The organism is Klebsiella sp. CN_Kp104 (assembly GCF_040064515.1).
Taxonomy (GTDB): Bacteria; Pseudomonadota; Gammaproteobacteria; order Enterobacterales; family Enterobacteriaceae; genus Klebsiella; species Klebsiella aerogenes.
In genome coordinates, this window is sequence record NZ_JBEAII010000005.1 from 191,642 (window position 1) to 211,967 (window position 20,326).

Below are 20,326 nucleotides of genomic sequence, written 5' to 3' on the forward strand. Positions count from 1 at the left end.
ACTCCATTATTTATTATTTTACATTGAGCCTGTCGCTAATAAAGTTTCCATTATCATCAATCATCGTTAGCGAATACTGGCGGGCGAGATTATTTTTTAAAAAGACATCCTGACTGGATAACGGCGCAAGCATAACGCTGCGCTCATTGACTTTAACGTTACTGAGTTTAATTTCAGTAATCGTCAACCAATTTGCCGAACCATTGGCAATATGCAGAGCGTTTTTGCGCGAAGACAACGAAATACTTTTAAACGTATCTTTATTTACCGCCGCGATACCTTTAGGGCGATAAAAAAGCTTAATGCGGTTTTGCATGGCAAACCGCAGCGTATTCGCCCCCTCACTTCCTGGTGTATTCGGAGGAATATCGAGTACGTTGAGATAAAACAGCGACTCTTTGTTCGCCGGAAGTTTGTTGGCTAACTTTTTAATTCGCAGCTGCTGACCGGAGTTACCCGTTATGCGCGCCACCGGCGGCGACAGCAGGAAAGGCACGTTGATTTTTTCCGGCGGCAATGAAGTATTGCCATCGTCAATCCACGACTGCACCAGTGAAGAGCGGGCGCCATGATTCATCAACTGTACGACCACTTCTTGTTTCTCAGCCGGATAAACCACCCGGGTACCGAAAATCACCACTCCGGCATGCGCGGGCTGCATAGCGATAAATAAACCTGCTAATAAAATCCGTTTCATAGCACCACACCCTTAGCACAATAATAGCCGGCGAAGCGCCGGCACAGTTCCTTACTCCGCAGAGACGGCAATCGTTAACACCGAGCGGACTTCACCGGCGGTTACCGGTGTGGCGGCATTAATTCGGGCGTATTGCGCCGAAAAGTTCATTTGATAAACGCCATTGCCCAAAGAAGTCACCGCACCCGGCAAATTATTGACGTCATATATGGTATTTTCATTAATATCCGCGGAGCCGAGTCTTAATTTAAAACCGACACCATTAGCAGACGTTGTAGTTGCGATAGGATTAAGTACGCCGCCGGTAGTATAGGTCCCGCCGCTAATATCAATCGATTTCAATACCGTGCCTTCCGGGCAAACGATAGTTAATGGATCGCTACTGGTAGCGAAATTGCCGGATAAGACTTCACCGGCTGACATGCCGGCAAAACGGGTAGCGTCAACATCAGCCAGTTGAATCGTACTGCTATAATCGGTTTCAAAACGACAGGAAGAATTAATAACATTACCAATAATAACTAACTCGCCCTGCTCTTCACTTGGCGCCGCGGCAAAAGCATTAATACTCATCAGCACGGTTGAAAATACTGCAGCAGCAATAATTGAACGTTTCATATAATATTCCTTTTATTAACAATTCCATTTAACTTCGCGGAGACTGAGAAAAATCTCATGCCGCGAGCATCGCACGGCCAAATATCCGCCACAACCGGATGAATAAGGATCGTTGATAAAAATCAAGGCAAATACTTAAAGCGACTGAGCCCTGATGCTATATTCGTAATCTCTTTAGCGTAATAAGCTAAAATACGTAGCAACGAGAATAATAAAATGAGAACTTGCCGGGCTTGTTTAATAATAAACTAAAAAAAAGAGAGTTCAGCACATTTTGTATCGATTTACATAAGATTACGAACCACAATTATAACCTTCCGTGATTTATTTTTATATTTAAGGTTTCGACAATGAAAAAAATAATCCTGCCTCTGCTTACCGCCGCCCTGTTGCTGCCGACCCTCACCGCGCACGCCACCTACCGCGCGGAAAAACGCCAGGATGCTCGCGATATCCGTCAGGATGCGCGCCAGAGTGGACGTGAAGAAAAACGTGAATGCGTGAGAAATGATGACAAGAGCAATATGCGCTGTCGCGAAGATAAGCGAGAAAATCGGCGCGAAGGCCGCCGCGACGCGCGTGATGAAAAGTGGTAATTCGCCATTCTACAATGCCCTGGCAGCAGGGCATTAGCGGGAAGCGTTTAACGTCTCCAGGGGGAAAGGGCGATCCTGCACCACGGTTTTCATCACCAGCGTCGAGCGTAAATGCTGCACGCCGGGCATCGCCGACAGTTTGTCATCATAGAGTTTCTGAAACGCAGGAAGATCCCGGGTGACGACGTGCATCAGATAGTCCGGATCGCCAAACAATCGTTGCGCCAGCACAACCTGCGGGATCTCCGCCACCGCCTCCTCAAAAGCGCTGACCGCTTTTTTATCGCCCTCTTTTAACGTGGCGAAAACGATAGCCAGAAAATTGAACCCCATTTTTCCCGGGTCGAGATTGGCGCGATAGCCGGTGATCACCCCCTCTTGCTCCAGCGCTCGTAGTCGCCGGTGGCAGGGAGAGAGGCTCAAATTCACCCGCTCCGCCAGTTCAGTTATCGACAGACGACCATCGGCCTGCAGCTCAGCAAGAATTTTTCGATCTATGCTATCCATTTGGAAGATTTTCTCTTTTATCGCCGGATTATGACATAACATTGAAAGCTCATTTCGCTTCTATGTCGATATTCTTTATCACACGATAACCTAATTTTGCGAGTGTGTGATGTCTAATATCGTTGTGGAGCGTTGCTGATGGAAATAAGCCTGATCGCCAGCTTCTGGATAGTCTCGTTCCTGTTGATTATTACCCCCGGTGCTGACTGGGCCTATGCCATCAGCGCCGGTATCAACGGCCGTCGCGTCGTTCCGGCGGTGATGGGGCTGATGTCAGGACATCTGCTGGCAACGATTATCGTCGTCGCCGGCGTCGGGGTGTTAATCGCCGGTCATCCACTGGCGCTATCGGCGATCACCCTGGCGGGCGCGGCCTATTTATTGTGGCTCGGGGTCATGATATTACGCCATCCGGCGGCGCCGGGCGCGGCGCAACAATCGGCTGGCAGCTGGAATGCGTGGGCGGTGAAGGGACTATGCATTAGCGGCCTTAATCCAAAAGTCTTTCTGTTGTTCCTCGCCCTGCTGCCGCAGTTTACCGATCCGCACGGCAGTTGGCCGCTGGCGCTGCAGATGTCGGCGCTGGGTGCGATGCACCTGATGACCTGTACGCTAATTTATCTGTTGGTCGGCTATGGGTCGCGGGCGGTACTGGCGGCCCGCCCACAGGCGGCGAAAGGAGTGAGCATGGTTTCAGGGCTTATCATGATTGCCATTGCGATTATCCTGTTTTACCAGCAGTTAAGATAATTCGTAAGCCGTGGCGCTTACTGGGGAAGTTGATTAGCGCCATACGGCTTCATCAACAAATATAATCCGGGCTCTCTGGTCACTATTACGTTGTTGAGCCTGACAAGCCCGGGCAGTTATTTTCTGATACAAACAGAGATAAATTTCCTATAAATCATAAGCGGTTACAGCAGAAATTGCGCTTCGCAATAACTTCTTAAAGCTTCCTAAAAACTCCGATTAAGTCTCTCATTAACTGATTACGCGAGCGGAAAATTCCGACTGCTCGATAATAAGTAAAATCTCTCTTTGAAACGTCTGCACATTTATTAACGCTATTCTCTCTACGATTTTTGCAGTATGGTTTAATCGCTGTTGTAGTGTTGCGGTGAATGCTATCAGGTGTCTTACGCTATTTTGTATGGCAAAACATTTACGCAACGCCAACCTGTTTATTGAGGCAATTATCCTCATGGATAACGGTTTGCAGCGTTATCCAGCCAGGACTCAGTTTATCAGCCGGTAGTCTATGACCTTGCTGTAAGCGCGCATACTCAAGAGGAGAAAGGATGAACAGGACGTGTAAACCTCCAGGAAAACCGATGTACATCAAATGCCTGAGCGCTTCGCATCAGGAATTCGCCTGCGTACAGCTTGCGGGCGATGAAGCCACTTCATTATATCCACAGGATTTCGCGCAGCTTTGCCGCGATAAAGTCCTTGTTACTTGAGGGATAGTAAAAGCGATCCGCATCATGCTTATTCATAAAATGCGCAACCTATCTTCGGATCCTGTAATAGGCCAGCCAGAGCCTATGGGATAGTAATGTACGCCTGCAAAAGAAAGGGAACATAATGAAGAATAATAGTGACATTAAAAAAAGGAACTTCCTGACTCAGAATGAAATCGAGTCATTACTCAATGCTGCCAATAGCGGACCTCATGCAGCTCGTAATTATTGCCTGACATTACTTTGTTTTATTCATGGCTTTCGTGCCAGCGAAATTTGTCGCCTGCGAATTTCAGATATTGACTTGCGTTCAAAATGTATTTACATCCATCGATTAAAAAAAGGTTTCTCAACCACTCATCCATTGCTGAATAAAGAGATCCAGGCGCTAAAGCGCTGGCTGGATATTCGTGATGAATATCCACAATCCACCAGCGAGTGGTTATTTTTATCGCGTAAGGGTAATCCTCTGTCGCGCCAACAGTTTTACCAGATCATTTCCGCCTCCGGCGATCAGGCAGGATTACCGCTGGAAATTCACCCGCACATGTTACGCCACTCCTGCGGCTTTGCGCTGGCTAATATGGGCATTGATACGCGACTTATCCAGGATTATCTCGGCCACCGCAACATTCGCCATACCGTCTGGTACACGGCCAGTAACGCCGGGCGCTTTTATGGTATCTGGGATAATTCCCGCGAGAAGCAAAGAATCTCGCTTTTCCAGTAAGGTAGCCTTACGCCACGGATGGCGTTTCGTTGTCGGTTCCCCTCTTACTGCCAGCCCCTGCCCGCCATCCCCGGCAAGACTGTTGCAAATTTGCTCTGTTTAGGCTGCGATAAATTGCAGCTTTCCTCATATATAGATTTTTTCTTGCGAAACATTAATAAAAATTAACCATACGTTAAATATGTTTATTGTTCTTAAAAGTTCTTATTTAGAACATGAAAAAAAACGTTCCTATGCACCTGTAATTCATCAGGATATTAGTTCGTTATTTATTGTTAAATTAATCCTTTCAGCACATGTTTTCCGTTCAATAAATAGCTGGCATTAACTTTTTTCCTTGCTATTTTATGCACCTGCCCGCGACCTGGCACAGCTCTATTGTGGTAAAGAATAAAATAGATAAAAATAAGAATTATCGCGTAGCGGTAATTTATGTTTGTGTAAATGTAATGTGATACCTGTTGGTCTTTATCCCTCTCAAATAATACGGGCTTTCCATTCAGATTATTTTTTATGCATCCTGAGATTTTTTCTCAGGCTGTTCCTTGCGAGTAAACTTAAATTCAGGAGCTCAAAATTGTGAACCGACGTCGTTTTCTCACCGCCAAAGAAGTTCAGGCAATGATGCAGGCGGCCCAGCACGGCCCAACCGGCGAACGGGATTACTGTCTGATCCTGCTGGCGTTTCGCCACGGGATGCGTATCAGCGAATTACTCGATCTGCACTATCGCGATCTCGACCTTAACGAAGGACGCATCAATGTTCGCCGCTTAAAGAACGGTTTCTCTACCGTACATCCGCTGCGTTTTGATGAACGCGAAGCGATAGAACGCTGGACACAGCAACGGGCCGGCTGGAAGGCAGCAGGCAAAAGCGACGCTCTATTTATCTCGCGCCGCGGCACCCCGCTTTCACGACAACAGGCCTATCGCATTATCCGCGCCGCCGGGGAAGAAGCGGGAACCGTGACGCATACGCATCCGCATATGCTGCGTCATGCCTGCGGCTATGAACTGGCGGAAAGAGGAGCTGATACCCGTTTGATACAAGATTATCTCGGACATCGTAATATTCGTCATACTGTCCGTTATACCGCCAGTAATGCAGCGCGTTTTGCCGGGATTTGGGAAAGAAACAATCTGTTAGAGGAAAATTTACAAGCGCGGAAGAAATAGGATAACCGATTGATAAAAAGGAAAATTTTTAATATCGAACAAGTCAATTGGGGCCAAACTGTCTATATCATAAAAATGTTTTGTAATCTTTTGCAACTGACAACTGCATATTTCATCAAAAAAAATTATATCTAATTGATTTACATTGAATTCTCCAACGACCTTTCTTTACTTATCCTCGTCAGACTATCTCGCATTCGCCCGCTTTTCGCTATCGAAGCCAAGTACGCCGTTTTTCCATTCACGGCAAAGTCATAGCTTTTAAATCCATAAAACAAACCATTAGAAGTATATAAATCCAAAATACAACCAACCTTAACAAAATAAAAGCCATAAATCCTGATGAGTCAAAATGGCCCCAATTGACTCATCAGTAGGGGCAAAAACTGTGCAGAACCGGCAGTCGCACCATTCGGCTGATTTATGGAATGCCTGGAAGGCAAGACGACTGCCATTTTTGGTTCGTAATATCGATTTTGTTTAAAGGAAAACAGCATGAAAATCAAAACACTGGCAATCGTTGTCCTGTCAGCTCTGTCCCTGAGCTCCGCGGCGGCCCTGGCCGATACCACCACGGTAAATGGCGGAACAGTGCATTTTAAAGGAGAAATCGTCAACGCAGCCTGTGCAGTCGATGCCGGTTCTATCGACCAGACCGTTCAGTTAGGCCAGGTTCGTTCGGCAAAACTGGCTACCGCGGGCAGCACCAGCTCCGCTGTAGGTTTCAACATTCAGTTAGACGACTGTGATACCTCTGTCGCCACCAAAGCCTCTGTCGCTTTCTCTGGTACCGCGGTTGACAGCACCAACACCAGCGTTCTGGCTCTGCAGAGCTCCGCTGCTGGCGGCGCGACCAACGTCGGCGTACAGATCCTCGACAAAACCGGCACTCCGCTGGGCCTGGATGGCGCTACCTTCAGCGCGGCCACCACGCTGAACGACGGCACCAACATCATTCCTTTCCAGGCGCGTTACTACGCCACTGGCGCGGCTACTGCCGGTACTGCTAACGCAGACGCCACCTTCAAAGTGCAATACGAGTAATTCAAACATCAGACAGGGAAGCATTCCGGGCCAGGATGGCCCGTTATCCACTACGGGATTGGGGTGATAACGATGCAAGGAGTGAAGACAGGTCTGCTGATGTTTCTGTTTCCGCCGCTGGCGCTGGCCGGCAACCACTGGAACGTCACGGTGGCTGGGGGAAACATGCGTTTTCAAGGCGTCATCATCGCTGAGTCCTGCCGTGTTGAAGCCGGCGACCAGCAGATGACCGTCAATATGGGGCAGATCAGCAGTAATCGCTTTCATTCAGCCGGGGAAGATACCAACCCGGTGCCATTCGATATTCACCTTCAGGATTGCAGCACCGCAGTCAGCCAGCATGTCGGCGTGTCTTTTCGCGGCGTGGCCGACGGCAAAAATCCGGATGTGCTCTCGGTTGGCGAAGGACCGGGTATCGCCACCGGCGTCGGCATCGCGTTATTTGATAACGAAGATCAATTGATTCCGCTGAATAGCCCGCCGGGCGCCTGGCGGCGGCTGTATACCGGCCCCACCACGCTGCATTTTGTAGCCAAATATCGGGCGACCGGCAATCAGGTCACCGGGGGAGCGGCAAACGCGCAAGTTTGGTTCTCTCTGACCTATCAGTAATTAACCAGCAAATATGCCGGAAACAGGAAACAACGGTGAGTACAAAAGGGGTAAACGTGAAAAAGAGACTGGGGATGACGCGCGGACTACTGGCGGGATTATTGATGATAGTCGCAAGCGGTTATTCCGCCTGGGCTCAGGCCGGCGTTGCGCTCGGCGCCACGCGGGTTATCTATCCGGCCGGGCAAAAACAGGTGCAGTTAGGGGTGACCAATAATGATGACAGCAGCACCTATCTGATTCAGTCGTGGGTGGAAAACGCCGACGGCGGCAAAGATGGCCGCTTCGTGATTACGCCGCCGCTGTTCGCCATGCAGGGCAAAAAAGAGAATACCCTGCGCATCATTGACGCCACCAATAAACAACTGCCGCAGGATCGCGAAAGCCTGTTCTGGATTAACGTGAAAGCCATCCCGTCGATGGATAAATCCAAACTGAGCGACAACACCCTGCAGTTGGCGATTATCAGCCGCATCAAGCTCTATTACCGCCCGGCGAAGCTGGCGCTACCGCCGGATCAGGCGGCGGAAAAACTGAGCTTTAGCCGCAGCGGTTCGTCGTTAACGTTGACTAACCCTACCCCTTATTACCTGACTGTCACCGAACTTAACGCCGGCACCCGGGTGCTGGAAAACGCGCTGGTGCCGCCAATGGGTAAAACCTCCGTCAAGCTGCCGCCGGATGCCGGTAGCAACATTACTTATCGCACGATTAATGATTACGGCGCGCTGACCCCAAAAATGACTGGCGTGCTGCGTTAATACAGGTTTGGCCCGCCGGGCGGGCCAAACCGCGCATAACAATAAGAACTGACAGCCGGGCGAATTGAGACCGGAGGGACTATGTCACATCTCAAATATGGACAGGACCGTTTTGGTTCCCGCAGCGCGAGGCTCCGCCCACGCGCTATTTTGGCCATGGCGAAACTCCCCGTGGCGCTCTGTTTTGTCCTGCAGGCGGGCTACGCGCAGGCTGAACTCTATTTTAACCCGCGTTTTTTAGCTGACGACCCTGCGGCGGTGGCCGATCTTTCCGGTTTCGAAAACGGGCAAGAGGTGCCGCCCGGCACCTACCGCGTCGATATTTACCTTAACGACGGCTTTATGACCACTCGCGATGTCACTTTTAACCGCGGCGAAAAAGGCCATGGGTTAAGCCCGTGCCTGACCCGCAGCCAACTGGCGGGCATGGGGGTCAATACCGCGGCGGTGAACGGGATGAGTGCCCTCGCCGCCGACGCCTGCGTGCCGCTGACCGAACTTATCACTGATGCCACGACGCGCTTCGATGTCGGCCAGCAGCGCCTGTACCTCACCGTGCCGCAGGCTTTTATGAGCAACCGCGCGCGCGGCTATATTCCGCCAGAAATGTGGGATGACGGCATCAACGCTGGGCTGCTGAACTACAACTTCACCGGTAACAACGTCCATAACGATACCGGCGGCAGCAGCAACTACGCTTATTTAAACCTGCAAAGCGGCCTCAATCTCGGTGCCTGGCGGCTGCGTGATAACACCACCTGGAGCTACAGCAGCGGCGGCAGCAGTTCCAGCAATGAGAACAAATGGCAACACGTCAACACCTGGCTTGAGCGCGACATCACACCGCTACGCTCGCGCCTGACCCTCGGCGATAGCTACACCAACGGCGATATTTTCGACGGCATAAACTTCCGCGGCGCCCAGCTGGCGAGCGATGACAACATGCTACCGGATAGCCAGAAGGGCTTTGCGCCGGTGATCCACGGCATCGCCCGCGGCACCGCGCAGGTGTCGATCAAACAAAACGGCTATGAGATTTACCAGAGCACGGTCCCGCCGGGCCCGTTCACCATTAACGATCTCTATGCCGCAGGCAACGGCGGCGATCTGCAGGTGACGATTAAAGAAAACGACGGCACCAGCCAGGTCTTCAGCGTGCCGTGGTCAACTGTGCCGGTACTGCAGCGCGAAGGGCACACCCGGTACGCGCTGACCGCTGGCGAATATCGCAGCGGCAACGATCAGCAAGAAGAGCCGAAGTTCTTTCAGAGTACCGTGTTACACGGTCTGCCTGCGGGCTGGACGCTATATGGCGGTACGCAGCTCGCCGACCGCTACCGCGCCTTTAATCTCGGCGTGGGGAAAAATATGGGCGATTTCGGCGCCGTGTCGCTGGATGTAACCCAGGCCAATGCCACCCTACCCGACGACAGCGATCATCAGGGGCAGTCAATTCGCTTCCTCTATAACAAGTCGCTGAGCGATGTCGGCACCAATATCCAACTGGTGGGCTATCGCTACTCTACTAAAGGTTATTACAGCTTTGCCGATACTACCTACCGCCGGATGAGCGGTTATGACGTAGAGACCCAGGATGGCGTAATCCAGGTGAAGCCGAAATTCACCGATTACTACAACCTCGCCTACAACAAGCGCGGCAAAGTGCAGCTAAGCGTCACCCAACAGTTGGGGCGTACCGCCACGCTCTATCTGAGCGGCAGCCATCAGACCTACTGGTCAACCGGCAAAGCGGACCAGCAGCTGCAGGCCGGGCTCAACGCGGCGGTGGACGACATCAACTGGACGCTGAGCTACAGCCTGACCAAAAACGCCTGGCAGCAGGGCCGCGACCAGATGCTGGCGGTCAACGTCAATATTCCGTTCAGCCACTGGCTGCGTTCCGACAGCAAATCGGTATGGCGGCACGCCAGCGCCAGCTACAGCATGTCGCACGATCTTGATGGTCGGATGACCAATCTGGCGGGGCTTTACGGCACCCTGCTGGAAGACAATAACCTGAGCTATAGCGTGCAGACCGGCTACGCCAGCGGCGGCGAAGGCGATAGCAGCGGCACCGGCTATGCGGCGCTGAACTATCGCGGCGGCTACGGCAACGCCAACGTCGGCTACAGCCGCAGCGACGGTTTCAAACAGCTCTACTACGGCGTCAGCGGCGGTGTGCTGGCCCACGCCAACGGCGTGACCCTGAGCCAGCCGCTGAATGACACCGTGGTGTTGGTGAAAGCACCCGGCGCCGGTGATGTCAAAGTGGAAAACCAGACCGGGGTGCGTACCGACTGGCGCGGCTATGCGGTGCTGCCTTACGCCACCGAATACCGCGAAAACCGGGTGGCACTGGATACCAATACCCTTGCCGATAACGTCGATCTCGATGACGCGGTGGTCAGCGTTGTCCCTACCCACGGCGCTATCGTGCGGGCGGACTTCAAAGCCCACGTCGGGGTCAAGTTACTGATGACGCTGACCTATAACGGCAAACCGGTGCCGTTTGGCGCGATGGTCACCTCGGGCAGCAATCAGAGCGGCAGTATCGTGGCCGATAACGGCCAGGTCTACCTGAGCGGGATGCCGCTCGCCGGCAGCGTGCAGGTGAAATGGGGCGAAGGCGCGAACGCCAGCTGCGTGGCCAGCTATCGCCTGCCGGAAGAGAGTCAGCGGCAGGCGCTGAGCCAGCTATCGGCAGAGTGCCGTTAAGGAACGCATGATGATGAAAAAACCACTTAACCTGTTTGGCGCCGTCCTGACGCTGGTCTGCGCCAACGCCTTTGCGGCGGACAGCACCATCACCATCAGCGGCTACGTGCGCGACAACGCCTGCGCGGTGGCCACCGAATCGAAAGAGTTTACCGTCGATCTGATGGACAACGCCGCGAAGCAGTTTAACGCCGTCGGCGCGACCACGCCGCTGGTGCCGTTTCGCATCGTGCTGTCGCCCTGCGGCAGCTCGGTGACGGCGGTCAAAGTCGGCTTTAACGGCACCCCGGATAGCGACAATAACGACCTGTTAAAAATCGACGGCGGCGCCTCTGCGGCGGCGGGGATGGCGGTGCAGATCCTCAACGGCCAGCAGACGATGCTGCCGGTCAACGCGCCCTCTTCGTCGATCGCCTGGACCACCTTAACGCCGGGGCAGACCAACACCCTCGGTTTTTACGCCCGGCTGATGGCAACCCGCGTACCGGTGACCGCCGGTCACGTCTACGCCACCGCCACCTTTACCCTTGAATTCCAGTAACCGGAGGCTGAGATGAAAGCACACTACGCAGGATGGCTTCTGGCAGGCGCGCTGGCGTTAAACATTATCCCACTGCATGCCGCCGACATCACCATCACGGTGAACGGCAAAGTGGTGGCCAAACCGTGTACGGTCTCCACCACTAACGCCAGCGTCGACCTCGGCGATCTTTATACCTTCAGCCTGGTATCGGCGGGTTCCGCTTCGGCCTGGCACAGCACCGCGCTGGATTTAAGCAACTGCCCGGTCGGCACGTCACGCGTCGTCGCCACCTTTAGCGGCACCGCGGACAGCACCGGCTATTACAAGAATCAGGGTACCGCAGGAAATATCCAGCTCGAACTACAGGACGACAGCGGCACCACGCTCAATAACGGGGCGCAAAAGTCGGTTCAGGTCGACGAAAGCTCGCAGTCGGCGCGTTTTCCGCTGCAGGTTCGGGCCCTGTCGGTTAACGGCGGCGCCACCCAGGGAACCATTCAGGCGGTGATTAGCGTCACCTATACCTACGCCTGAGTCAGGAGAGTTTGTTCATGAAAAAAATCATCGCTCTGTTTACCGCCCTGCTGCTGATGGGCTGGTCGCTGGACGTCGCGGCATTCACCTGTAAAGTTGCCGACACCGGGCAAACTATGACTTCAGGCGCGGCGAATGTTTACGTCAACTTAACGCCCTCTATTGGCGTCGGCCAAAACCTGGTTGTCGATTTATCTTCTTCCATCGTCTGTAAAAATGACTCCAGCGGCGGCTCCATTATTGACTATATCAACCTCACCAGTGGCTCAGCATTCGGTGGCGCGCTGGAGGCATTTACCGGGAGCATTTATTGGGCAGGCAATACTTACCCATTACCGATGAACTCGAACTCGTCGGTCTACATCATCACCCACACAGATTATCGTGGATTACCGTTGCGCATGTACCTTACCGCAACCGGCGCTGCGGGCGGGGTCGTGATTAATTCTGGCGAGCTTATCGCGCGGCTCAATATGCATAAAGTGGCCAGCGACGGAAACCCGAGAGATTTCACCTGGAATATTTATGCCAATAATAATGTCGTGGTACCAACGGGCGGTTGCGACGTGTCAGCCCGTGATGTCACGGTTACGCTTCCCGACTATCCGGGTTCCATGGCCGTACCCGTCACGGTTCACTGCGCGCAAAATCAAAACCTTGCCTATTACCTGACGGGCACCACCGCCGATAGCGCCAATTCCATATTTCGCAATACCGCTTCCGCTTCGCCGGCACAGGGTATTGGCGTCCAGTTGACGCGTAACGGGACCGCCGTTCCGGCCAACAGCAATGTCTCACTGGGTACAGTTGGCACTTCGCCGGTGAATCTCGGGCTGACCGCCACCTACGCGCGCACCAGCGGCCAGGTAACGGCGGGTAACGTCCAGTCGATTATTGGGGTGACGTTTGTCTACCAGTAAAGCCGATACCCCGCAGGCGACGACGGATTACATTCTGTCGCCCTGCGCCATGGCGGCGGCGGGATTAGCCCGCATGGTCGACGACGGTTGCCGCCAGCCTGTGTGGCTACAGCCGCGGGTGCAGAGCATGCTGTCGATATCTGCGCCAGCCGACGTCCGGCAAATCGTGGTTTTTCTGCCCGACGATCCCTGGTGGCTACTGTTCGTCCTGCGCGAAGCCGCCTGGTTACTCAACCAGGCCAAACGGCCTTTGCCCATGGTGCTCTTAAGCCGCAGCCCGGCGCCGTGGCTATGGCAAACCTTACTGCACCAGGTCGGCGACCGCCGCCTGCTGGTCGCCGTGCAGGCGGTCTCATCCGATCTACCGTGCCGCCGTCTGGCGGCATTGCTGCAAGGCGGCCTGGTCGGCTACCCCGGCCTGCAACAGCTTTCCGCCATTGAGGCGCTGGCGCGCGGCAAGCCGCCGTCGGGCTTAAGCAAAATCGAACTTAACGCCACCCTCGCCCTGCTGTATGGCCACAGCATCACCAGCCAGGCGCAGATCCGCGGCGTCAGTCAGAAAACGCTCTACAACCAAAGAACCTCAGGACTAAACAAGATGGTGGAGTATCATCCGCATCTGGCGAGCCGATTTCCGGGCAGCCGAAGCAAACGCGTAACAGGTCAGGGCATGACCGCGCTGACCCCCTTCGAACGTGAGTTTATCCATGCTATTCACAGCCGGCAGATCTTTCCGGTCTTTCAGCCGATTGTCGACGAGCGCTTACGCCTGCAGGGCATCGAGATCTTATCCCGCTGGCGCAAAGATGGCGTGGTACTGCCGCCGGGCGAATTTCTCCCGCATATTCACTCCGAATACGCCTGGCTATTACTGACCGCCTTTGTCCTGCAGGAAGCGGTGCAGAATATCAATCGCTATCAGGGCGAGTTCTATTTTTCGGTCAATATCCCTCCCTGCATCGCCTATCACGATAATCTTGCCCGTATGATGGAAACCGCCTGGCAACAGCTACAGAACCCACATTGGGCCAACCGGCTGGTGCTGGAATTTGCTGAAACCGTCGATTTACAGCAGCAAGGAAAAGCGGTGGAGAATATGAGTAATATTCAGCAGCAGGGCTTTCGCATCTTTCTCGACGACTGCTTCTCGCACAGCAGCGTGATGTTCCCGGTACGCACGGCGCGTTTTAGCGGCTACAAGCTGGATATGAGCATCGTCAATGATTTTCAGCGCGACCCGCACGCGCTGGTGTTGATTAAAAGCCTGGTCTACTACTGCCAGCTAACGCAGAACCGCTGCATCGCCGAGGGGGTAGATAGTCTGGAGAAATTTAATCAGCTAAAAGCGCTGGGAGTCGATCGTTTCCAGGGGTATCTGTTCTCACCACCGGTCACTCGCGAGCATCTGGGAGAGATCATTTCGCGATTTTTACCGGATCATGCCACCTGCCGGTTGGCCGGATAATCGCAGCACGGCGCCAGCCACAGCTGGCGCCGTATTTCAGGCGCGAATGTCGTCGTACTCGCGGGTGTTATCGAATTCGTGTTTGGCAAACGGGCACAGCGGAATGATTTTGCGCTGTTCCTGGCGCATTTTTTCGACCACTTTCGCGACCAGCTGTTTACCGACGCCCTGGCCTTTCAGGCTGGGATCGACATCGGTATGCTCAATAATGCTCAGATGTTCACCGGTTGGAACAAAGACAATTTCCGCCACCTGGTTTCCCTCGGCGTCATTAACGTAGAACTTGTTATGGCCTTCCAGAATTTCCATCATTTCCTCGCTTATTTGTGGCGATACTTCAATGCGCCGCTGGGACAGGTATCGATCACTTTGACCACCGTCGCCACATCCACCTGATCGGGGATGATCCACGGTTTACGTTTCAGATTGAACAGCTTCGCGCTGCCGCGCACGCAGTTACCCGAGTGCTGACAGATATCGGTATTGAAATAGACATCTATCTTCTCGCCGGTATAGGCCCGGTAGCCCGCGTCCAGTAGTTCTTTATCCATGACATTGCCTCAGTATTTTTATTATGTTTACCTAAGAGCCTATCTCATTAGGGCTATTTTGCTTGCCATTTTTAACCTGGGCAGTGCTCAAAATCCTCACGTACTACGTGTACGCTCCGGTTTCTGCGCGCTGTCCGTGTTCAAACTGGCTGCGCCAATTACGCCTACTGGGATAGGCTCTAAGAATAGCTCGCGGCATAGCCGCTGACTATGGAGAAATGAGAAACGCCCTATTTCAATTATTTCGCTAATGATAAAGCGACTTTTTAATACCTACGCGAAATTAAACTATTATCAGAGGATAACCATAACTCGGCTAAGCAAACCATCAGCGCTATAATTTAGGCGGTGTATGAGGGTTTATTTGATCAAAAACGAATAAACTCAATTGTTCAATGGCATGAACATTCAGGTATCTTCCTTTGAAGCAAATTGTAAAACGGGCGCGCCCGGCATTGTTATTACTTCTTTTGGCGGTCTCCGGTTGCTCTTTATCCCCCGCCATACCGGTATTAGGCGCAGCATTCCCCGGCTGGTTCTTCTGCTTTTTAGGCGGCGCATTACTGCTGATCCCTTGTCATATCCTGATTGCCCGTAAAGGCTGGCAGGCGCGCTTTTCCCCGCTGGTATTAAGTTACCTGGCGTTAATGTTTCTATTTGCCACTATTCTGTGGTTTCTTCTTTTCGCACATTAAATACCTATGACTCAATCCAGCCCAAGCGTTTTACGGAAAAAATGGCCCTTGTTGGCTCTCGTCCTCGCCGCCATTGTGGCGCTGATCGTGGTTATCTGGCAGTTGCAGACTTCGCCGGAAACCAACGACGCCTACGTCTACGCCGACACCATCGACGTGGTGCCGGAAGTCAGCGGGCGAATCGTTGAAATGCCGATCCGCGATAACCAGCGGGTGAAGAAAGGCGATCTGCTGTTCCGCATCGATCCGCGCCCCTATCAGGCGATGCTGGACGATGCTAAATCACGGCTGGCGGCGCTTGATGCGCAGATTATGCTGACCCAGCGCACCATCAAAGCCCAGCAGTATAACGCTCAGTCGGTGAGCGCCGCGGTAGAGCGGGCGAAGGCGCTGGTGAAACAGACTACCTCGACCCGTATCCGCCTGGAACCGCTGGTGCCGCAGGGATTCGCCGCGCAGGAAGATCTCGATCAGGCGCGCACCGCGGAAAAAGCCGCCCGCGCCGAACTGGAAGCTACGCTGCTGCAGGCTAAACAGGCTGATGCCGCGGTCACCGGCGTCGATGCAATGGTCGCGCAGCGCGCCGGGATCGTCGCGCAAATCGCCCTGGCGGAACTGCACCTGGAGTTCACCGAAGTTCGCGCGCCGTTTAACGGCGTAGTTATCGCCCTGAAAACCACCGTCGGACAATATGCTTCCGCCCTGAAACCGGTCTTTACGCTGCTGGATAACGACCACTGGTATGTGATTGCGAACTTCCGTGAAACCGATCTGCAAAACGTTCGGCCTGGCGTGCCGGCAACCGTGACGGTGATGACCAACCACAGCCGCCCCTTTGACGGCGTCGTCGATTCCGTTGGTTCAGGCGTACTGCCGGAGGGCGGTAGCGTCATTGGCGGGCTGCCGGTAATTCAGAAGAGCATCAACTGGGTACATGTGTCGCAGCGCTTCCCGGTTAAAATCGCGGTGAAAAATCCCGACCCGGAACTGTTCCGCATGGGCGCCTCCGCCAGCGCCGTGCTGCAGGCGAAATAAGGGTCCGGCATGCATAATTTCTGGTTGTTTCTGCAACGGGAGCTCGCCGACGCGCCGGGGCGGGCCAACTATACCCTGCGCCTGACGCTGAGCTGCGCAGTGCTGATCACCCTGTTTATGACCCTGCAGATCCCGTTTCTCGCCGTGGCGCTGATCGTGGTGTTTTACGTCAGCCAGCCGAACATTTTGATGATTAAGCTGGGCAGCGTCCTGTTTTTTGTCACCATCAGCGTGGCGCTGGGGCTGGTGCTGCTGATCATCAAGTGGACCTATGATTTCCCGCTGATTCGCCTGGTCGCTTCGGTATGCCTGTTCTTTGGCGCGATGTATCTGATGCGCGTGCTGGGCAAACTCGGGCTGGCGTTTTTCGTGGTGGCGCTGGCGGTGATCTATGCCCAGACCTTCCCGTCGATGACCAGCCAAAGTGAAGTTCTGGTGCGCCTGCTGCTGTGGCTTTGGGTGGCGATCAATACCGCAATGCTGGTCACGCTCCTGGTTAACGCCTGCTTTCGCCAGGCCTTCCCCGGCTACCAATTCCGTGCCCAACTGGTGGTGATGCAGCGGCAGGTCGCCGACGTGCTGACGCAGAACGCCGCGCCGCCGACCTTCAAAGAGATCGCCGGGCGTTTTAATCAGTTGCAAGGATTGTTTAAGCAGGCCCGTTTTGCGGCGCCGGAAATTGCCGCCGATCCGTCGCGCTGGCAGGCGCTGATGGCGACCACCCTGCGCTGCTATCACCTCGCGGCGCTGCTGCAACCGGGCGACGATCACGCCGCGGCGCGCCAGCAGATCGCCGCCGCGCTACAGGCGCTGGCGCCGTCGATGAACGAGGGTACGCCGTTTTCATTCTCCGCGCCGGCCATTGATGATCGCGGCGCCAATACGCTGATTTTACAAGAGATGGCGGATGTACTGGCGAAGCTGGCGCGCGGTGAAACCATCGACCTGCCGCAGGGTGAAGCCGAGAAGTCGCCGCTGCTGCTGCCGGATGCCTGGCGCAATCCCGCTTATCTGCATTTCGCCCTGAAAACCCTGCTGGCGACGCTGCTGTGCTACGTCTTCTATACCGCCGCGGACTGGCAAGGGATCCACACCATCATGCTGAGCTGCGTGATTGTCGCCCAGCCGGGGCTGGGGGCGACGATGCAAAAAACCTGGCTGCGTATCGGTGGCGCGCTGCTCGCCACGTTGCTGGCGCTATTGTTGATCGTCTTTGTACAACCGTGGACCGAGTCCATCGTCGGCCTGCTGGCGATGGTTTTGCCGGTAATGGCGCTCTCGGCGTGGATTGCCGCCGGGTCAGAGCGTATTGCCTACGCCGGGATCCAAATCGGCTTTACCTTCTCGCTGGCATTCCTCAGCTGGTTTGGCCCACTGACCAACCTGACCGAACTGCGCGACCGGGTCATCGGTATTTTGCTCGGCGTACTGGTCTCATCGATCGTCCATCTTTACCTGTGGCCGGATAGCGAAGCGCCACAGCTGAAATCGCGGCTGGCGCAACTCTATCGCCAGATAGCCGACTTCCTGCGCACGAAAGATGATAAGCCGCAGATGGTGCCGCTGTTCCAGGCGCTGACCACCAGCGAAACGCTGCTGCATCGAGTCGCCGCCGAGCCGCTGAGCACTTTCGCGCATCCGTGGCCGCAGGCGAAATCCTGGCCGAGCAAAGCCACCTGGCAGCAGGCGCAGGAGATAGTACGCCTGAGCGAGGGCTACCGGCTGTATGCCGCACCGGGAGACCCCTTCTTAAGCCGCTGCGCCGAACAGTTACAGGCGTATGCCGATGATATTGAACGTCAGCAGCCGACGACAGCCGTCGCGCCGCTGGTTGTCGATCCGGCTAATCCGTTCGGCGAATCGCTGGCGGCTTTACTGGCCACCCTGCCGGACTGGTCAGACAAACCTTCTGAATTTACGCGACAGGCAGAACCGTCATGATAAAAATGGATGCCGCAGCACGTTTTCTGCGCTACTCACCGCTGGCCTTCGTCATCAGCCTGTTGACAGGATGCGCGCTGATTCAGGACGATCCTGGCGAAGTGCCGATCGTTAATCCGCAACAGGCGCAGCTGGCGCAGGTGATCCACCTGGCGAATAGCGGCTGGCCGGCGGCCCGCTGGTGGGAAGGGTATCACGATCCCCAGCTCAACATGCTGGTAAACCGCGCGCTGCAAAATTCGCCGACCATGCAGGCGGCGCGGCTACGCATTTCACAGTCACAATCCACCGTCGAGCTGGCACAGTCGGCAATGGGCGTGCAGGCGACCGCCGTGGCGGCGCAGAACCGGATGCGTATAACCGATAAATCCTTTAGCTGGCCCTACTCCTATTCTCTGCCGGTGGATAAAAACGGCCCGTGGTACACGCTCAATACCGTGGGCGTCGGCGCGACGCTGAATATCGATTTATGGGGCGCCGACCGGGCCCGCGTCGCGGCGGCTATTGGCGAAAAGAACGCTCGCCAGGCGGAAACCGCCGGTATCGAACTGGACCTCGCCAGCAGCGTGGCGCAGCTGTACTTCGCCATGCAGGCCACCTTCCAGAAGATCGTTCTGCTGCAGCAGCTTGAAGAAATAGCGCGGCTGTCGGTACAGGCGCATGAACACCGCACCCAGCGCGGCGTGGAGGATAGCGTCGATATCGCCAATGCGCAGGCGGAACTGCTGGGCGCGCAGCAGCAGGTGATTACCGCCCGCGGCACGCTAACCCAGTACCGTGAAACGTTGCGGGCGCTGATTGGCGCCGACGCGCAGAGTATGCCGGAGATCCACCCGGTCGCCCTGCCGGCGTTGCAGGAAACGCTGCCGGATTCACTCTCCTTCGAATTGCTGGCGCGTCGCCCGGATCTGCAGGCCCTGCGCGGTTATGTGACCGCTTCTATGAGCCAGGTAGATGCGGCGAAAGCGGCCTTTTATCCGCATTTTGATATTAAAGCCTTCTGGGGATATAACGCGCTGAGCGTTGGCGATCTGTTTAAGTCGTCCTTCCAGCAGATTAACCTGCTGCCGGGGCTGTATTTGCCGATATTCGATGGCGGCCGCCTGAACGCCAATCTCAAGTCGGTACGTACGGCGAGCAATATCCTGATTAAGCAGTACAACCAGGCGGTGCTGGATGCGGTACGGGACGTGGCGATAAGCTCCAGTCAGCTTAACGATCTCAACCAGCAGGTGGCGCTGCAGGAGCTGAAGGTGACGGCAGCGATGGCTACCACCCGCAGCGCCAGCGCCCATCACCAGCGCGGCCTGTTAAGCCGCTATGCCGCACAAGAAGCGCGGCGACCGGCCATCGCCCAGCAGCTGTTATTGCTGGATATTCAGGCCCAGCGCCTTAGCACCGATATCACGCTGATTAAGGCCCTCGGCGGCGATTACCGCGGCCCGGCGGTGGGTTCCGCAAAACCGTAGCCCTGCTAAGCGCAGCGCGAGCAGGGAAATCCCCGGATGGCGGCTTATGCCTTATCCGGGCTACCGTTCTGATGAAGCCCCGGTGGTAAGTTCTGCAAAACCGTAACCCTGCTAAACGCAGCGCGAGCAGGGAAATCCCCGGATAGCGGCTTACGCCTTATCCGGGCTACCGTTCTGATGAAGCCCCGGTGGTAAGTTCCGCAAAACCGTAACCCTGCTAAGCGCAGCGCGAGCAGGGAAATCCCCGGATAGCGGCTTACGCCTTATCCGGGCTACC

At 54.8% G+C, this 20,326-nt stretch carries 22 protein-coding genes; 17 read left to right on the forward strand and 5 right to left on the reverse strand.

Translation table 11 applies throughout. The features are described from left to right. Window positions 1-13: 13 nt before the first annotated feature. Window positions 14-697 (reverse strand): fimbria/pilus periplasmic chaperone, encoded by a 684-nt coding sequence (locus ABLU80_RS08955; protein ID WP_015369880.1) that lies wholly within the window; start codon window positions 695-697, stop codon window positions 14-16. Between the two features lie 51 nt (window positions 698-748). Then, window positions 749-1,315 (reverse strand): fimbrial protein, encoded by a 567-nt coding sequence (locus ABLU80_RS08960; RefSeq protein ID WP_047069219.1) that lies wholly within the window; start codon window positions 1,313-1,315, stop codon window positions 749-751. Window positions 1,316-1,665: 350 nt separating this feature from the next. On the opposite strand from ABLU80_RS08960, the gene ABLU80_RS08965 reads away from it, so the two are divergent. Next, window positions 1,666-1,911, forward strand: a complete 246-nt coding sequence (locus tag ABLU80_RS08965) for a hypothetical protein (RefSeq protein ID WP_015369878.1) — start codon at window positions 1,666-1,668, stop codon at window positions 1,909-1,911. Between the two features lie 33 nt (window positions 1,912-1,944). Here the strand turns inward: ABLU80_RS08965 and ABLU80_RS08970 are convergent, their stop codons facing one another. After that, window positions 1,945-2,418, reverse strand: a complete 474-nt coding sequence (locus ABLU80_RS08970) for an Lrp/AsnC family transcriptional regulator (protein ID WP_032706451.1) — start codon at window positions 2,416-2,418, stop codon at window positions 1,945-1,947. A gap of 138 nt (window positions 2,419-2,556) precedes the next feature. Here ABLU80_RS08970 and ABLU80_RS08975 point away from each other — a divergent pair, with 138 nt between their 5' ends. The 12 genes from ABLU80_RS08975 (at window position 2,557) to ABLU80_RS09030 (ending at window position 14,358) form a co-directional block, all read left to right on the forward strand. Beyond that, complete coding sequence (locus tag ABLU80_RS08975; RefSeq protein ID WP_015703356.1) at window positions 2,557-3,168, forward strand: LysE family translocator; 612 nt, start codon at window positions 2,557-2,559, stop codon at window positions 3,166-3,168. A 581-nt stretch (window positions 3,169-3,749) separates the two neighbouring features. Next, window positions 3,750-3,878, forward strand: a complete 129-nt coding sequence (locus ABLU80_RS08980; protein ID WP_015369874.1) for a hypothetical protein — start codon at window positions 3,750-3,752, stop codon at window positions 3,876-3,878. Window positions 3,879-4,002: 124 nt separating this feature from the next. Then, a complete protein-coding gene (locus tag ABLU80_RS08985; RefSeq protein ID WP_015369873.1) occupies window positions 4,003-4,608 on the forward strand; it encodes a tyrosine-type DNA invertase in 606 nt (201 codons plus the stop codon). Window positions 4,609-5,187: 579 nt separating this feature from the next. Further along, a complete protein-coding gene (gene fimE / locus ABLU80_RS08990) occupies window positions 5,188-5,784 on the forward strand; it encodes a type 1 fimbria switch DNA invertase FimE (protein WP_015703357.1) in 597 nt (198 codons plus the stop codon). 495 nt (window positions 5,785-6,279) lie between these two features. After that, window positions 6,280-6,828, forward strand: coding sequence for a type 1 fimbrial major subunit FimA (fimA, locus tag ABLU80_RS08995; RefSeq protein WP_015369870.1), 549 nt, complete (start codon window positions 6,280-6,282; stop codon window positions 6,826-6,828). Between the two features lie 72 nt (window positions 6,829-6,900). After that, a complete protein-coding gene (locus tag ABLU80_RS09000) occupies window positions 6,901-7,440 on the forward strand; it encodes a fimbrial protein (RefSeq protein ID WP_020078010.1) in 540 nt (179 codons plus the stop codon). Window positions 7,441-7,514: 74 nt separating this feature from the next. Further along, window positions 7,515-8,201, forward strand: a complete 687-nt coding sequence (locus ABLU80_RS09005) for a fimbria/pilus periplasmic chaperone (protein WP_020078009.1) — start codon at window positions 7,515-7,517, stop codon at window positions 8,199-8,201. An 81-nt stretch (window positions 8,202-8,282) separates the two neighbouring features. Then, window positions 8,283-10,916 carry a fimbrial biogenesis usher protein gene (locus ABLU80_RS09010; protein WP_348849908.1) on the forward strand — a complete coding sequence of 878 codons (2,634 nt, stop codon included), beginning with the start codon at window positions 8,283-8,285 and terminating at the stop codon, window positions 10,914-10,916. Between the two features lie 13 nt (window positions 10,917-10,929). Then, window positions 10,930-11,457 carry a fimbrial protein gene (locus tag ABLU80_RS09015; RefSeq protein ID WP_170926280.1) on the forward strand — a complete coding sequence of 176 codons (528 nt, stop codon included), beginning with the start codon at window positions 10,930-10,932 and terminating at the stop codon, window positions 11,455-11,457. Window positions 11,458-11,469: 12 nt separating this feature from the next. After that, window positions 11,470-11,973, forward strand: a complete 504-nt coding sequence (locus ABLU80_RS09020; protein ID WP_015369865.1) for a fimbrial protein — start codon at window positions 11,470-11,472, stop codon at window positions 11,971-11,973. Between the two features lie 17 nt (window positions 11,974-11,990). Then, window positions 11,991-12,893, forward strand: coding sequence for a fimbrial protein (locus tag ABLU80_RS09025; RefSeq protein WP_015703361.1), 903 nt, complete (start codon window positions 11,991-11,993; stop codon window positions 12,891-12,893). After that, complete coding sequence (locus ABLU80_RS09030) at window positions 12,880-14,358, forward strand: EAL domain-containing protein (protein WP_176338757.1); 1,479 nt, start codon at window positions 12,880-12,882, stop codon at window positions 14,356-14,358. Before ABLU80_RS09025 ends, ABLU80_RS09030 begins: the two co-directional genes overlap by 14 nt. Window positions 14,359-14,394: 36 nt before the next feature. Here ABLU80_RS09030 and ABLU80_RS09035 read toward each other — a convergent pair whose 3' ends face one another. Further along, complete coding sequence (locus ABLU80_RS09035; RefSeq protein WP_015369862.1) at window positions 14,395-14,667, reverse strand: GNAT family N-acetyltransferase; 273 nt, start codon at window positions 14,665-14,667, stop codon at window positions 14,395-14,397. A gap of 11 nt (window positions 14,668-14,678) precedes the next feature. Further along, entirely contained in the window at window positions 14,679-14,909 is a 231-nt protein-coding gene (gene yjdI, locus ABLU80_RS09040) for a 4Fe-4S mono-cluster protein YjdI (protein WP_020078004.1), read from the reverse strand. A gap of 422 nt (window positions 14,910-15,331) precedes the next feature. Here yjdI and ABLU80_RS09045 point away from each other — a divergent pair, with 422 nt between their 5' ends. Genes ABLU80_RS09045 through ABLU80_RS09060 form a run of 4 tightly spaced genes read left to right on the forward strand, consistent with a single transcriptional unit; the run spans window position 15,332 to window position 20,049 of the window. Continuing rightward, window positions 15,332-15,604, forward strand: coding sequence for a YtcA family lipoprotein (locus ABLU80_RS09045; protein ID WP_015369860.1), 273 nt, complete (start codon window positions 15,332-15,334; stop codon window positions 15,602-15,604). A gap of 6 nt (window positions 15,605-15,610) precedes the next feature. Further along, the gene (gene mdtN / locus ABLU80_RS09050; RefSeq protein WP_032706346.1) at window positions 15,611-16,639 is read left to right on the forward strand and encodes a multidrug transporter subunit MdtN; all 1,029 of its coding nucleotides are present in this window, start codon (window positions 15,611-15,613) and stop codon (window positions 16,637-16,639) included. A gap of 9 nt (window positions 16,640-16,648) precedes the next feature. Further along, window positions 16,649-18,580, forward strand: a complete 1,932-nt coding sequence (locus ABLU80_RS09055; protein WP_348849909.1) for an FUSC family protein — start codon at window positions 16,649-16,651, stop codon at window positions 18,578-18,580. Continuing rightward, window positions 18,577-20,049 carry an MdtP family multidrug efflux transporter outer membrane subunit gene (locus ABLU80_RS09060; protein WP_032715765.1) on the forward strand — a complete coding sequence of 491 codons (1,473 nt, stop codon included), beginning with the start codon at window positions 18,577-18,579 and terminating at the stop codon, window positions 20,047-20,049. Before ABLU80_RS09055 ends, ABLU80_RS09060 begins: the two co-directional genes overlap by 4 nt. Window positions 20,050-20,326 lie beyond the last annotated feature (277 nt).

What these genes read in the sequence shown, in the direction of transcription:
- ABLU80_RS09060 (WP_032715765.1), top strand. Translation starts at nt 18,577, where the DNA reads ATGATAAAAATGGATGCCGCAGCACGTTTTCTGCGCTACTCACCGCTG.
- ABLU80_RS08985 (WP_015369873.1), top strand. Translation starts at nt 4,003, where the DNA reads ATGAAGAATAATAGTGACATTAAAAAAAGGAACTTCCTGACTCAGAAT.
- ABLU80_RS08980 (WP_015369874.1), top strand. Translation starts at nt 3,750, where the DNA reads ATGTACATCAAATGCCTGAGCGCTTCGCATCAGGAATTCGCCTGCGTA.
- ABLU80_RS09035 (WP_015369862.1), bottom strand. Translation starts at nt 14,667, where the DNA reads ATGGAAATTCTGGAAGGCCATAACAAGTTCTACGTTAATGACGCCGAG.
- ABLU80_RS09025 (WP_015703361.1), top strand. Translation starts at nt 11,991, where the DNA reads ATGAAAAAAATCATCGCTCTGTTTACCGCCCTGCTGCTGATGGGCTGG.
- ABLU80_RS09015 (WP_170926280.1), top strand. Translation starts at nt 10,930, where the DNA reads ATGAAAAAACCACTTAACCTGTTTGGCGCCGTCCTGACGCTGGTCTGC.
- ABLU80_RS09005 (WP_020078009.1), top strand. Translation starts at nt 7,515, where the DNA reads ATGACGCGCGGACTACTGGCGGGATTATTGATGATAGTCGCAAGCGGT.
- ABLU80_RS08960 (WP_047069219.1), bottom strand. Translation starts at nt 1,315, where the DNA reads ATGAAACGTTCAATTATTGCTGCTGCAGTATTTTCAACCGTGCTGATG.
- ABLU80_RS08970 (WP_032706451.1), bottom strand. Translation starts at nt 2,418, where the DNA reads ATGGATAGCATAGATCGAAAAATTCTTGCTGAGCTGCAGGCCGATGGT.
- mdtN (WP_032706346.1), top strand. Translation starts at nt 15,611, where the DNA reads ATGACTCAATCCAGCCCAAGCGTTTTACGGAAAAAATGGCCCTTGTTG.
- ABLU80_RS09010 (WP_348849908.1), top strand. Translation starts at nt 8,283, where the DNA reads ATGTCACATCTCAAATATGGACAGGACCGTTTTGGTTCCCGCAGCGCG.
- yjdI (WP_020078004.1), bottom strand. Translation starts at nt 14,909, where the DNA reads ATGGATAAAGAACTACTGGACGCGGGCTACCGGGCCTATACCGGCGAG.
- ABLU80_RS08965 (WP_015369878.1), top strand. Translation starts at nt 1,666, where the DNA reads ATGAAAAAAATAATCCTGCCTCTGCTTACCGCCGCCCTGTTGCTGCCG.
- ABLU80_RS08975 (WP_015703356.1), top strand. Translation starts at nt 2,557, where the DNA reads ATGGAAATAAGCCTGATCGCCAGCTTCTGGATAGTCTCGTTCCTGTTG.
- ABLU80_RS08955 (WP_015369880.1), bottom strand. Translation starts at nt 697, where the DNA reads ATGAAACGGATTTTATTAGCAGGTTTATTTATCGCTATGCAGCCCGCG.
- ABLU80_RS09055 (WP_348849909.1), top strand. Translation starts at nt 16,649, where the DNA reads ATGCATAATTTCTGGTTGTTTCTGCAACGGGAGCTCGCCGACGCGCCG.
- ABLU80_RS09020 (WP_015369865.1), top strand. Translation starts at nt 11,470, where the DNA reads ATGAAAGCACACTACGCAGGATGGCTTCTGGCAGGCGCGCTGGCGTTA.
- ABLU80_RS09000 (WP_020078010.1), top strand. Translation starts at nt 6,901, where the DNA reads ATGCAAGGAGTGAAGACAGGTCTGCTGATGTTTCTGTTTCCGCCGCTG.
- fimA (WP_015369870.1), top strand. Translation starts at nt 6,280, where the DNA reads ATGAAAATCAAAACACTGGCAATCGTTGTCCTGTCAGCTCTGTCCCTG.